The organism is Sphaerisporangium sp. NPDC088356, from assembly GCF_040685555.1.
In the GTDB taxonomy this organism is placed as follows: Bacteria; Actinomycetota; Actinomycetes; order Streptosporangiales; family Streptosporangiaceae; genus Sphaerisporangium.
The window spans coordinates 1-12,128 of the sequence record NZ_JBFBIK010000165.1; the positions used below are offsets into that span (position 1 = coordinate 1).

Sequence of the window (12,128 nt, forward strand, 5' to 3'; positions counted from 1 at the left end):
CTGGACCGCCGCCGCTTCCAACTGATGATGGGCGAGACGGATCCCGCCGCCGTGCCTGCGCGGCCCCCGCACCTCCCACAGCCCCTCGTCGGGCTCGTCCCAGTGGGACTCCAGGAAGTCCATCAGCGACCGCTGGATCGCCCACGTGCGCGAGATGGAGGTCAGCCCAGACGCGCGCGACAGGTAGAGGCAGTTCATCACCTCGCCGTACACGTCGAGCTGGAGCTGGTTGACGGCGGCGTTGCCGATGCGCACCGGGCGGGAGTCCTCGTAGCCGTCGAGCCAGGAGAGCTCCATCTCGGGCAGGCGGCGCTCGCCCGCCACGCCGTACATGATCTGGAGGTCCTGTGGACGGCCGGCGATGGCGCGCAGCAGCCACTCGCGCCAGTCGCGCGCCTCCTCGACGTACCCGGCGCCGATGAGCGCGTCGAGCGTCATCGTGGCGTCGCGCAGCCAGCAGTAGCGGTAGTCCCAGTTGCGGACCCCGCCGAGGTCCTCTGGCATGGAGGTGGTGGCCGCCGCCACGATGCCGCCGGTGGGGGCGTACGTCAGCGCCTTCAACGTGATCAGCGAGCGCACGACCGCCTCGCGCCACTGCTTCTCGGCCCTCGGCTCGCACTGCGCGACCCACTCGGTCCACATCTTGTCGGTCTCTTCGAGCTCCTTGATCGGGTCGATCTGCTCGGGCTTGGGCGAGTGGGAGGGGTGCCAGGTGAACACGAAGGCCAGACGGTCGCCGGCCGACATCCTGAACGTCGCCCGGTGGGCGTAGTCACCGCCCTGAAGCGGGACGGGGGAGTGCAGCCAGGCGGAGTCGGGCCCGCCGATGGCCTGCAGCAGCCCGTCGGTGCGGCGCACCCAGGGCACGATGCGGCCGTAGTCGAAGCGGATGCGGATCTGCGTGCCCATCTCGACGCTGCCCGATAGGCACTCGACGACACGGACCAGGTCGGGATTGGCCTGCCGGGGCGGCATGAAGTCGGTCACCCGCACCGTGCCGCCGACGGTGTCCCACTCGGTCTCCAGGATCAGGGTGTTCTCGCGGTAGCGGCGCCTGGTGCTGAGCCGGCGCTCGGTGCCGGCGGGGCCGAGCCACCAGTGGCCGTTGCGGTCGTCGCCGAGCAGGGCCGCGAAGCAGGCGGGGGAGTCGAAACGGGGCAGGCAGAGCCAGTCGATCGAACCGTCGCGCCCGACGAGGGCGGCCGACTGCATGTCGCCGATGATGGCGTAGTCCTCGATCCGCATGCCGTCACGCTAGTACGGTTCGGCCGCCGGGGCGCACGGGTACGCCTCGGCGGAGGTCACCGCCGGGGGCGCATGAGCGGCATGAAGAACTGCGTGAGCGGCCCGATCGCGACGGCGAAGACGATGGTGCCGAGGCCGACGGTGCCGCCGAGCAGCCAGCCGGTGGCGAGCACCACCAGCTCGATCAGGGTGCGGGCCGTGCGGATCGACAGCCCGAGCCGGGCGAGGCCGGTCATCAGGCCGTCCCGGGGTCCCGGGCCCATGCCCGCGCCGATGTAGAGCCCGGTGGCGACGCCCACGAAGACCACGGCGGCCAGCAGGTAGACCCAGCGCACCGCCAGGGCCTCGGGCGTCGGGGCCAGCCAGATCGTCAGGTCGGCGAAGAGCCCGACGAAGACGATGTTGCTTATCGTGCCGATCCCGGGGCGCTGCCTCAGCGGGATCCAGAAGACCATCACGATGGCGCCGACCAGGATGATCCACGTCCCGATCGACCAGCCGGTGCGGATGGACAGACCCTGATGGAACACGTCCCAGGGGTCGTTGCCGAGCCTGGACTCGACCTGGAGGCCGATCCCGGTGCCGTAGAGGACCAGCCCGGCGTACAGGCGCAGCAACCGGTTGGGGATCGATCCCAGGTAGGGGAGTGAGAGTTCGCTCATGGTGGGCCAATGTTCCGATGCCATTGATTGCATTTAAAGGGCCAATCGGAGAAAGTGGCCTTTATGGAGCGTTATCTCAGCGGGCCGCAGCTCGCCAGGCTCGTCGACGTCCCCCGGGACGCCCGGCCGTACTACCGGGCGCTGGCCGAGACGGTGCGCACGCTGATCCTCGACGGGCGCCTGCCCACGCGGGTGCGCATGCCCGCGGAACGCCACCTGGCCGAGGCGCTCGGCGTCAGCCGTACCACCGTCACCACCGCCTACGACCGGCTGCGCGAGCAGGGGTACCTCGACAGCCGCCAGGGCGCGGGGAGCTGGACGACACTGCCCGAGCCGAGTGCGCTGCTCGGCACGGAGAACCCATGGATCGCCCCCGACGACGACGGCCTGCTCCCGCTGCACAGCGCGGCCCCGCCCGCGACCGGCCTGCTGCCGGACGCCGTCGCCGCCGCGACCGAGGCCTATCCCCGCTACGGCCTTGGCACGGGGTACGAGCCGGTGGGCGTGCGCCCGCTGCGCGAGGCCATCGCCGCCCGATACGGAGCCCGCGGCCTCGCCACCCGGCCCGACCAGATCCTCGTCACCGTGGGCGCGCAGCACGCCATCCACCTGCTGATGACGCTGCTGGCCGGGCAGGGAGACCCGGTGCTGGTCGAGTCCCCGACGTACCCGCACGCGCTGGACGCGGCCCGGATGCGCGGCGCCCGGCTGGTCCCGGTGGGCATAGCGGACGACGGCTGGCACCTCGACCTGGTGACCTGCGCGATGCGCCAGTCGGCGGCGCGCCTCGCCTACCTCATCCCCGACTTCCAGAACCCCACCGGCATGCTGATGGGCAACGCCGACCGGGCGGCGCTGGTGGGCGCCGCGCGACGGTACGACACGACGCTGGTGGTGGACGAGAGCTGGGCCGAGCTGGCCATCGACGAGGTGCCCGCGACCTCTCCGCTGGCGGCCTTCGACACCGACGGCCGGGTCATCAGCATCGGGTCGGCGTCCAAGCTGTGGTGGGGCGGCCTGCGCATCGGCTGGATCCGGGGCACGTCCGCGCTGATCCGCCGCCTGGCCGTGCTCCGCGCCGCCGTGGACATCGCCGCGCCGCTCTTCGAGCAGCTCGTGGTCGCCCACCTGTTCGCGCGCATCGAGGAGACCAGGGCGGAGCGCAGACGCATGCTCGGGGCCTCACGGTCGGCGCTGGCCGAGGTGCTCCGCGCGGAGCTGCCCGAATGGCGGTTCACCGTGCCCAGGGGCGGCGGCTCGCTGTGGGTGCGGCTGGACTCCCCGGTCGCCACGCCGCTCGCCGACGCCGCGGCGGCCCAGGGCGTACGGCTGGCGCCCGGCCCGTGGTTCGGCGTGGACGGCACGCTGGAGCGCTACCTGCGCCTGCCGTTCACCATGCCGCCGCAGGCGCTCGCCGACGCGGCCCGCCGCCTGGCCGCCGCCAGGGCTCTCGCGTGCTCCCCCGGCTCGCCGGTCTCACGCGCGGGGACGGCACCGCTGACGCCGACGCTGTGAGGTCACTCCTCGCCCATCAGGACGCGGAGCCTGTGGGAGAACGAAAGCAGCACGCCGGCCGCCACCAGGGCGATGGTGGCGAGCGTGAGGAAGTAAACGGGCGAGGACACGTACTTCAGCAGCCGCGCCGTCTGGCCCCCGATGGCGTCCCCGACGGCGAACGACAGGTACCACACGCCGAGCATCTGGCTCTTGAAGGCGTGCGGGGCCAGCTCCACGGTGACCGACAGGCCGACCGGGCTGAGGGACAGCTCGCCGAACACCTGGATGAGGTACACAAGGAACAGCCACCACACCGAGACCTTGTGGAACTCCGCCAGGTGCGCCACCAGCGCCATCACCACGAAGCTCACACCGATCATGAACAGCCCGAAGGCGAACTTCTGGGCGGCTCCCACCCGGTTGCCGAGCTTCACCCACAGGACCGCGAAGATCGGCACGAAGATCATGATGAGCAGGGGGTTGAACGACTGCGTGGTGGCGGCCGTGATGCGATGGCCGAAGATCTTCAGGTCGGTCTTGGAGGCCGCGAACTCGTTCAGCACGGTCGGGGCCAGGTCGTAGATCATCCAGAAGATCGCGGCGGCGACGAACAGCCAGATGTAGGCCTTCATCTTCGACCGCTCGCCGGGCGTCAGGTTGTGGCTGCCGAGCAGGATGTAGGCGAAGTAGGCGACCGGGACCGTGATCGTCAGAACGGTCAGCACGACGGTGAAGCGGTCGACCGTGAGCGTGCCGGTCCTCGCCCACAGGACGATCGCGATCACCGCGACGAGCGCGCCGATCAGGGTGATCAGCCCGAAGTGCCGGCGTTCCCCGGGGGTCAGGCGGTGCCCGGGGGTCTCCCCGACGCCCCGCAGGTGCCGGCCGCCGATGACGTACTGCGTCAGGCCGATCGCCATGCCGACCGCCGCGGCGCCGAAGCCCAGGTGCCACCGGCCGTCCTTGGCGAGGTTGCTGACCACGTACGGGGCGAGGAAGGCGCCGAGATTGATGCCCAGGTAGAAGATGGAGAAGCCGGCGTCGCGCCGGGCGTTCTCGCCCTCGGGGTACAGCTCGCCCACCATCGTGGAGATGTTGGGCTTGAGCAGCCCGGTGCCGAGCACGATCAGGGCCAGCCCGAGCCAGATGAGCGCGCCCCCCCTGATCGGGATGGCCATGCAGATGTGGCCGAGCATGATGATCGATCCGCCGACGAGCACGGCCCTGCGCGCCCCGAGGATGCGGTCGGCGATCCAGCCGCCCGGCAGCGCCAGCAGGTAGACCAGCGCCCCGTAGACCCCGACCACGGCGGTCGCTGTGGGCTTGGGGAGCCCGAGGCCGCCGCCGGCCGCGGTGGCGATGAGGAAGAAGTAGAGGATGGCGCGCAGCCCGTAGAAGCTGAACCGCTCCCACATCTCGGTGAGGAAGAGCGTGATGATGCCGCGCGGGTGCCCGAACACCGTCTTGTCCCGCGCGCGCTCCCCGGCCTCTCCGGCCATGCCGGCACGCCCCCGTTCCCGTGGCAGCCGATGCGTTGCCCGGAGTCGGCTGACCTGTTCATTGATGAACGTCCTGAGTATCCCGATTTATAGGGATATTTCTGGCTGGTCGATCACTCTTCGTGATGGACTGAATGCCCACCGGTCGAGGTGGGCAAGCGCGGTCGTTCTTCTCACTTCATGGGCCTTGTCTCCGGTGAAGTGCGTGTGGTGCGATGCATGCCACTCGTGCATGTGGGCACTTCTGGAGGCGTGAGATGGCCGACCCCCGGGTCCTTGCGGAACGTTCCGAGATCGAGCGGGAAATCGCCGGCCTCACCATCTGCGAACAGCTCAAGCTCACCGCGGAGCGCTTTCCCGACGCGCCCGCCTATTCCGACCCCGCCGAGGACGGCTGGACGACCCTGACGTACGGCGAGGCCCGGCGGCGGGTGCTCGCGATCGCCGCCGGCTTCTCCGCGCTCGGCCTCGCGCGCGGCGAGGCCGTCGCCCTCATGATGGTCAACCGCAGCGAGCACGTGCTGGCGGACCTCGGCGCGGTGCACGCCGGAGGCGTGGCCTGCTCGGTGTACGCGACCTTCGCCCCCGACCAGGTGGCCTTCGTCGCCAAGGACGTCGGCGCCCGCGTCGTGGTGCTGGGTGGCGCGGCCGACCTCGCGCGCTGGGAGCCGATCCTCGGCGAGCTGCCCGGCCTGCTCAAGGTCATCCTCCTTGAGGACGCGCCCGGCGGCGAGCTGTTCATGAGCTGGGACGACTTCCTCGCGTTCGGCGAGAGCGCGCTCGCCGCCGACCCCGCCGCGGTGGAGGCGCGCGCCGCCGCCGTCACCGACGGCGACGTGCTCAGCGTGCTCTACACCTCGGGGACCACGGGCAACCCCAAGGGCGTGCCGCTGACGCACACCAACATCATCTTCGAGGTCGTCGCCACCGACCGCATGACGCGGCTTCCCAGCCACGGCCCGCAGATCTCCTACCTCACCTACGCCCACATCGCCGAGCGTGTGCTCAGTCTCTACGTGCCGCTGTTCAAGGTCTCGCACGTCCACTTCTGTACCGACCTGGCCCAGCTCGGCGCCGTGCTCGGCCAGGTCAAGCCGATGCTGTTCTTCGGCGTGCCGAGGGTCTACGAGAAGATGATGGCCCGCCTGCAGGCGCTGCTCAGCACCCAGCCGGAGGAGCAGCAGCAGAACGTCCGCGCCTGCATGGCCGCCGGGCTCGCCTACGTCGAGGGTTCGCAGTACGGCCAGGTCCCGAGCCCCGAGGTCGCCGCGGCGTACGAGCGTGCCGACGCGGCGCTGTTGTCGATCATCCGGTCCATGATCGGACTTGAGAACGCGCGCTGGCTCGCCACCGCCGCCGCCCCCATGCCGCTTGAGGTCCAGCGCTTCTTCGCCGGGTTCGGCCTGAAGGTGATCGACGTGTACGGCATGACCGAGACCAGCGGCGCGTTCACGGCCAACAGCCCCGAGGTGTTCAAGCTCGGCACGGTCGGCCGCCCGGGCACCGGCGTCGAGGTGCGCATCGCCGCCGACGGCGAGATCCTCACCCGCAGCCCCGTGAACACCAAGGGCTATCTCAACCGCCATGAGGCCAGCGCCGAGCTCATCGACGAGGACGGCTGGCTGCACACCGGCGACGTCGGCTCCATCGACGACGACGGCTTCGTGCGCATCGTCGACCGCAAGAAGGAGCTCATCATCACCGCCGGGGGCGAGAACATCTCCCCGGCCAACACCGAGAACTTCCTCAAGGAGCACCCTCTCATCGGCCAGGCGCTGGCATACGGCGACCGCAGGCCGTACGTCGTGGCGATCCTCACCCTGGACGGCGAGGTGGCCCCGGCGTGGGCTCTGGGGCGCGGCATCGAGTTCACCTCGCTGGCCGCGCTCGCCGAGCACCCCGACGTGGTCAAGGAGGTCGAGGCGGCCGTCGCGGTCGCCAACGAGAAGCTCGCGCGGGTCCAGCAGGTCAAGAAGTGGCGGCTGCTGCCCGGCGAGTGGACCGCCGAGACCGAGGAGCTCACGCCCAGCCTGAAGCTCAAGCGCCGCGTCATCCACGCGAAGTACGCCGAGGTGATCGACTCGATGTACGAGGGCTGACCCGGGGGCGGCGGCGAGCCCCGTACGCACGGATTCCTGCTGGTCCGTACGTCCGGCGCGCCCGCCGTTTGCCGGGGAAGGAGCGTGTCGGCCCCGGTGCGTTACCCCTCGGTGCCTAGCCTCCAGGCCATGACCATGAGACGTTTGCTCACGTCGTCGGCGGTGGGGCTGGCCGCGCTCACGGTCCTGGCGGAGGCGCCCCCATCCTTCGCCGGGCGAACGGCGGAGCCGCCCCCGCGCCCGCGCGAACCCGCCGTCAAGGCGATCTCGTCCCCCGCCGCGAAGGCTTCCCCGCCGGCCGCGAAGGCCCCGTCCGCTGTGAAGGCTTCCCCGCCGGCCCCGAAGGCCCCGTCCGCTGTGAAGGCGCCCGCTCCCGTGCGGGACCGGCCGGCCATCCGCTCGGTGAGGGTCCACCCGCGTACCCCGGTGGCCGGGCCCAAGGGCGCGGTGAAGCTGGTGGTCGAGGTGGTGGCCAGGGGAGTGACCGGCCCGAACGGGGTCACCCTGCGGGTCGAGCCCGGCGGGCGCCGGCGGGGCCGCTCCTCGCGTCCCTCCGCCCCGTCCCGGCTCGGCGGCGGCACGCCCCGGGCCCTAGGCGGACCCTCCCCACTGGCCCCCCGTGCCGCCGAGGGCCCGGTGCCCGTCGCGGGGAAGGACGGCGGGAGATGGGAGATGTGGCGGTTCAACCCTCCCGTCGGCCTCACCCGGTGGTACCCCTCGGGCCGGTGGCGCGCGATCGCGACCGCGAGGAACGCCCGGGGCGCGCGCGTCACCGCGTCCTCGTCGTTCCTGTTCAAGAAGGCGACGGCGCTCAGCGGGGTCCAGGTGGGCCGGGTGCGGAAGCGGGGGCGGGCCGTACGGCTGACCGGGACGCTCATGCGCGTGGATCCGACCGGCAGGTTCGACTACTGGTCCTTCCCGAGGCAGCGCGTGACGCTGCAGTTCAGAAGGCATGGCCAACGGACGTGGAAGACCGTGGCCAAGGCCAGGACAAATGGGGACGGGCGCTTCGCCAGACGAGTAAAACGGGCACATGGTACGTGGCGCGTCTTCTATCCGGGAACACCCCATTACGCCCATGTTTCGGCCTCTTCTCGACATATGGCTCGCAATTAGGACAAACAGTCATGTTTCTGGGCAAGCCAGATGGCAAGTGTCCAATTTGTAATTATTTCCTGGGAGTTGTCTGGCAACTTTTTGGTGCCTAAAAGCGTCTATGACGTAGGCACACCCCCAAATTGGGATGCCTTTCTCTACGGGGAGAGGAAGTTCCGCATGATGAAGCGCATCGCTACCGCCCTGGTAGCGGCCACTCTGGGCGCCTCGGCGCTCAGTGCGGCGGCGCCGGCGCTGGCAGACACAGCGCCGGGTACCGCGGTGAGCATCGAGTCCATCAAGGTGACCCCGGACCCGGTGGTCATCCGTGGAAGCGATCATGTCGCGGTGACGGCCACGGTCGAGACCGTGGGCGCCGAGGACGTGAAGTTCGACTTCGAGCCGACGGGACAGGGTGGTCAGCCCGACTGCAACCCCTGCCCCGGAGCCGCGAAGGCGTCCAGCGGCGAGTCGAAGACCTGGGGCAAGACGATCGTTCTCGACCGGCACGACCCGGACGGGAAGTGGATCGTCTACGTCGAGGCCACCGGCCAGGACGGCAAGGTCGCGAAGGCCCAGTCCTCCTTCTACGTGAAGGTCGCGCAGGACCGTCACCGCGGTCCGCGCGCGACGCGGATCACGGGGTTCGACGCGAGCCCCGAGCCCGTCAAGAAGGGTCGCAAGCTGTCGCTCTCGGGCAAGCTTGAGACGGCCCGGTGCTACGGCGACTGGTGGTGGGACGGCGACGCCTACGTAGTGGGCGGCAACCGTTGCCACGACGACTCCCGCTGGCACAGCTGGCGTCAGCTCGGCTGGCAGGAGATCAAGGTGTACTTCCACAAGGCACACGGCGGCAAGTGGGAGTACGTCGACACCATCGAGACCAACCCGGACGGAACCTTCTACACGAAGATCCCGGCCTACTGGTCCGGCACGTGGAAGGTCGTGTTCGAGGGCTCGCGCGGCCTGTACGGGTCGTCGGCGACCGACTACGTGAAGGTCGTCCGCTAGTCCTTGGCCTGACCAACCTGGACGCCTGGCCCCTGGGAACTCCCGGGAGCCAGGCGTTCCGGTCGTTCAGGGGCCGTTGTGGGCCGTCGCAGGCCCTTTCCCGGCCGCGACCCGGGGACGCGTGGGCGCCCGTCCGTCCTATCCTTCGATAGGACGTCCGATGGGCATCCGAGAGGGGGAGAGCGCCGTGTCCGAAGGCCACGCGACATCCGGGGATCCGTTCCACCGCCGCCTGCACCACGTGGGGGAGGGCGACCTGAGCGCCGAGACGGCCCAGACCGCCGGCATGGTCCGCCGGGCCGCGATCAGCGACACGACCGTTGGATCGAGCAGGCTGTGGATGGGGCAGACCCACGTCGCCCCCGCCACCGTCTCGGCCAACCACCACCACGGCGACTCCGAGACCGCCATCTACGTGGTCAGCGGCACCCCGTCGTTCGTCTTCCTCAACCTCGACGGCGACGAGCCGCGCGAGGTGCGCATCGAGGCCCGGCCGGGCGACTACGTCTTCGTGCCGCCGTTCGTGCCCCACCGCGAGGAGAACCCCGACCCGGACAACGAGGCCGTCGTGGTGATCGCGCGCAGCACCCAGGAGGCGATCGTGGTCAACCTGCCCGACCTCCGCCCGCCCGCGGGCGACTCAGGGGCCTAGGCCTCCGGCGCGGCGGGGTCGTCACGCGGCGCCGCCTCCGGCAGGGCCTCGATGCCCCGCGCGAGCTCCAGGGCCGTCAGGTCGAGCGCGCTCAGCGTGAAGATGTTCGCGATCTGCTCAAGGGGCATCCCCGCGTCCCCGAGCTGGGTCATGGTGACCGCGGTCCGCAGGAAGACGCGGCCGATGACGACCTCGTCCACATCCGGCATGTCCTTGCGGAAGAAGTCGGCCAGCTGCTGGCCCACCTCGCGGTCGGCGTGAACCCGTGGATCGTTGAGCTCGGGGCTGGACAGGATGTCCGCCAGGTCCCTGCGCTCGTCTTCCGTGAGCTTGCTCAAAGGTCGCCTCCCGCAGCGATGTCGTTATTGGGAGACTATGCGCTCACGACTCCGGGGAAAATGCCTCCGGTCCTCCGATGATCGGCTGGCGTAGGGACGACCGGATGCTCGCCCCTGCCGCCGGCCGGATCAGGAGGGCACACTCAGGACGAGACGGCGTCGACAAGCTTCCGACGCTGCTGGACGCCGAGGCCGCCGATGCGCCGCTTGTCGTCGACGCCGGCGCGCTCCATCAGCGCGGCGGCCTTCGTCGGGCCGATGCCCGAGAGCGCGCGAAGGGCCTGCGAGACCTTGATCTTCTTCGCCGTGTCGTCTTCCCGCTTGAGGAGCTCGGCCAGGGTGAGGTCACCGGTCTTCAGCTGGGCGAGGAGCGCGGCGCGGGCCTGCCGGGCCTCGGTCGCCTTGACCAGAGCCGCCTGGCGCTGCTCGGGGGTGAGGACGGGAAGGGCCATGGGGGTTCTCCTTGGGGGGGTCGATGTCGGGTCCGGCCGAGTGATCGGCCGCTGGTGCGGTCGGCAGTCCTGTTACCCCCACTACGGGCGTTAATCATGGTTCTGCAGTTCGGTGCCCCATCTGGGGTGATCGGCCCCTCCGCGGCGCAAGCCGTACAAGTCGTGAAATTTGGGCCTTCTAAGTTCGGACGGATGACCTGACCCTCAGTGCAGGCGCGTGACAAACCCCAGAGCGCGCGCCTGAGGGAGGAACAGGTGAGACGTCGTCTGCTCGTCGGGTTGGCGGTCCTGGCGCTGTTGTGCGTTAGCGGGATCACCGGGGCGGGGGCCTCCGCGGAGCCGCCCCCGAGCAACCAGTATCGCGTCGAAGGCCCGAGCACGGCCCAGCAGCGGACCACGATCGCGGCGACCGGCGCCGCGATCGACGAGGTCGCGACCACATCGGTCGTGGTCACCGCATCGGAGACCGAGATCGCCGAGATCAAGCGGCTCGGCTACGCGGTCACGCGCATCCCGCGCCCGTTATCCCCGACCCTGCCCAAACCGCAGGACTTCCCATCGGCCGACTCCGGGTACCACAACTACGCGGAGTTGACCACGCTGGTGAACCAGGTGGTCGCCAACTACCCGTCCATCGCCAAGAAGTACAGCTACGGCACCTCCTACGGAGGCCGCGACCTGATCGCCGTGAAGATCAGCGACAACGTCGCGACCGACGAGGCCGAGCCCGAGGTGCTGTTCACCGCCCACCAGCACGCCCGCGAGCACCTGACCGTCGAGATGGCGATCTACCTGCTCAACCTCCTGACGGGCAGCTACGGGTCCGACAGCAGGATCGCCGGCCTGGTGAACTCACGGGAGATCTGGATCCTGCCGGACCTCAACCCCGACGGCGGCGAGTACGACATCGCCTCCGGCTCCTACCGCTCCTGGCGCAAGAACCGGCAGCCCAACTCGGGCTCCTCCTACGTGGGCACCGACCTCAACCGCAACTGGGCCTACAAGTGGGGCTGCTGCGGCGGCTCCTCAGGCTCTACCTCCAGCGAGACCTACCGAGGCGCGTCCGCGGAGTCGGCGCCCGAGGTGCGGGCGGTGGCCAACTTCGTGCGCAGCCGCGTCGTCGGCGGCAAGCAGCAGATCAAGAGCAACATCGACTTCCACACCTACAGCGAGCTGATCCTGTGGCCGTACGGCTACACCTACAACGACACCGCGGCCGACCTGACCCAGGACGACCACAACGCGTTCGCCACCCTCGGGCAGAACATGGCCGGCACCAACGGCTACACCGCGCAGCAGGCCAGCGACCTCTACATCACCGACGGCTCCATCGACGACTGGCTGTGGGGCACCTACAAGATCTTCAGCTACACCTTCGAGATGTATCCCAAGAACGGCTCGCCGGGCTTCTACCCGCCCGACGAGCAGATCGTGACCCAGACCACGCGCAACAAGGAGGCGGTGCTCCGGTTCCTGGAGTACTCCGACTGCGTCTACCGCATCATCGGCAAGGCCGCGCAGTACTGCTAGCGGTCATCTGACACCGGCGTCAAGGTACGGCCGCCGCCCAGCGCGGGC

The 12,128-nt window shown here is 69.9% G+C and carries 11 protein-coding genes; 6 read left to right on the forward strand and 5 right to left on the reverse strand.

The window, feature by feature from the left end; translation table 11 throughout:
* Together AB0O34_RS33990 and AB0O34_RS33995 are read right to left on the reverse strand one after the other, a co-directional pair.
* Positions 1-1,245 (reverse strand): glycoside hydrolase family 15 protein (locus tag AB0O34_RS33990; RefSeq protein ID WP_363922599.1); only part of this gene is annotated, 1,245 nt, incomplete at its 3' end.
* A gap of 56 nt (positions 1,246-1,301) precedes the next feature.
* Positions 1,302-1,907, reverse strand: a complete 606-nt coding sequence (locus AB0O34_RS33995; protein WP_363922601.1) for a hypothetical protein — start codon at positions 1,905-1,907, stop codon at positions 1,302-1,304.
* 63 nt (positions 1,908-1,970) lie between these two features.
* On the opposite strand from AB0O34_RS33995, the gene AB0O34_RS34000 reads away from it, so the two are divergent.
* Entirely contained in the window at positions 1,971-3,422 is a 1,452-nt protein-coding gene (locus tag AB0O34_RS34000; protein WP_363922603.1) for a PLP-dependent aminotransferase family protein, read from the forward strand.
* A gap of 2 nt (positions 3,423-3,424) precedes the next feature.
* On the opposite strand, the gene AB0O34_RS34005 is transcribed toward AB0O34_RS34000, so the two are convergent.
* Positions 3,425-4,903 carry an oligopeptide:H+ symporter gene (locus AB0O34_RS34005; protein WP_363922605.1) on the reverse strand — a complete coding sequence of 493 codons (1,479 nt, stop codon included), beginning with the start codon at positions 4,901-4,903 and terminating at the stop codon, positions 3,425-3,427.
* Between the two features lie 257 nt (positions 4,904-5,160).
* On the opposite strand from AB0O34_RS34005, the gene AB0O34_RS34010 reads away from it, so the two are divergent.
* The 4 genes from AB0O34_RS34010 to AB0O34_RS34025 all read left to right on the forward strand — a co-directional run bounded on the left by AB0O34_RS34010 (position 5,161) and on the right by AB0O34_RS34025 (position 9,760).
* Positions 5,161-7,002 carry an AMP-dependent synthetase/ligase gene (locus tag AB0O34_RS34010; protein ID WP_363922607.1) on the forward strand — a complete coding sequence of 614 codons (1,842 nt, stop codon included), beginning with the start codon at positions 5,161-5,163 and terminating at the stop codon, positions 7,000-7,002.
* A 135-nt stretch (positions 7,003-7,137) separates the two neighbouring features.
* On the forward strand, positions 7,138-8,118 hold the full coding sequence (locus AB0O34_RS34015) for a hypothetical protein (protein ID WP_363922609.1): 981 nt from the start codon (positions 7,138-7,140) through the stop codon (positions 8,116-8,118).
* 159 nt (positions 8,119-8,277) lie between these two features.
* A complete protein-coding gene (locus AB0O34_RS34020) occupies positions 8,278-9,108 on the forward strand; it encodes a hypothetical protein (protein ID WP_363922611.1) in 831 nt (276 codons plus the stop codon).
* A 160-nt stretch (positions 9,109-9,268) separates the two neighbouring features.
* Positions 9,269-9,760 carry a cupin domain-containing protein gene (locus AB0O34_RS34025; RefSeq protein ID WP_363922613.1) on the forward strand — a complete coding sequence of 164 codons (492 nt, stop codon included), beginning with the start codon at positions 9,269-9,271 and terminating at the stop codon, positions 9,758-9,760.
* Here AB0O34_RS34025 and AB0O34_RS34030 read toward each other — a convergent pair.
* Together AB0O34_RS34030 and mihF are read right to left on the reverse strand one after the other, a co-directional pair.
* A complete protein-coding gene (locus AB0O34_RS34030) occupies positions 9,757-10,098 on the reverse strand; it encodes a hypothetical protein (protein ID WP_363922615.1) in 342 nt (113 codons plus the stop codon). The genes AB0O34_RS34025 and AB0O34_RS34030 overlap by 4 nt on opposite strands.
* Positions 10,099-10,241: 143 nt before the next feature.
* Positions 10,242-10,550: an integration host factor, actinobacterial type gene (gene mihF / locus AB0O34_RS34035; RefSeq protein WP_358556588.1), complete on the reverse strand. Its 309-nt coding sequence runs from the start codon at positions 10,548-10,550 to the stop codon at positions 10,242-10,244.
* Between the two features lie 255 nt (positions 10,551-10,805).
* Between mihF and AB0O34_RS34040 the strand changes: the two genes are divergently transcribed.
* Positions 10,806-12,080 (forward strand): M14 family metallopeptidase, encoded by a 1,275-nt coding sequence (locus AB0O34_RS34040; RefSeq protein ID WP_363922617.1) that lies wholly within the window; start codon positions 10,806-10,808, stop codon positions 12,078-12,080.
* Positions 12,081-12,128 lie beyond the last annotated feature (48 nt).

What these genes read in the sequence shown, in the direction of transcription:
- AB0O34_RS33995 (WP_363922601.1), bottom strand. Translation starts at nt 1,907, where the DNA reads ATGAGCGAACTCTCACTCCCCTACCTGGGATCGATCCCCAACCGGTTG.
- AB0O34_RS34000 (WP_363922603.1), top strand. Translation starts at nt 1,971, where the DNA reads ATGGAGCGTTATCTCAGCGGGCCGCAGCTCGCCAGGCTCGTCGACGTC.
- AB0O34_RS34005 (WP_363922605.1), bottom strand. Translation starts at nt 4,903, where the DNA reads ATGGCCGGAGAGGCCGGGGAGCGCGCGCGGGACAAGACGGTGTTCGGG.
- AB0O34_RS34010 (WP_363922607.1), top strand. Translation starts at nt 5,161, where the DNA reads ATGGCCGACCCCCGGGTCCTTGCGGAACGTTCCGAGATCGAGCGGGAA.
- AB0O34_RS34015 (WP_363922609.1), top strand. Translation starts at nt 7,138, where the DNA reads ATGAGACGTTTGCTCACGTCGTCGGCGGTGGGGCTGGCCGCGCTCACG.
- AB0O34_RS34020 (WP_363922611.1), top strand. Translation starts at nt 8,278, where the DNA reads ATGATGAAGCGCATCGCTACCGCCCTGGTAGCGGCCACTCTGGGCGCC.
- AB0O34_RS34025 (WP_363922613.1), top strand. Translation starts at nt 9,269, where the DNA reads ATGGGCATCCGAGAGGGGGAGAGCGCCGTGTCCGAAGGCCACGCGACA.
- mihF (WP_358556588.1), bottom strand. Translation starts at nt 10,550, where the DNA reads ATGGCCCTTCCCGTCCTCACCCCCGAGCAGCGCCAGGCGGCTCTGGTC.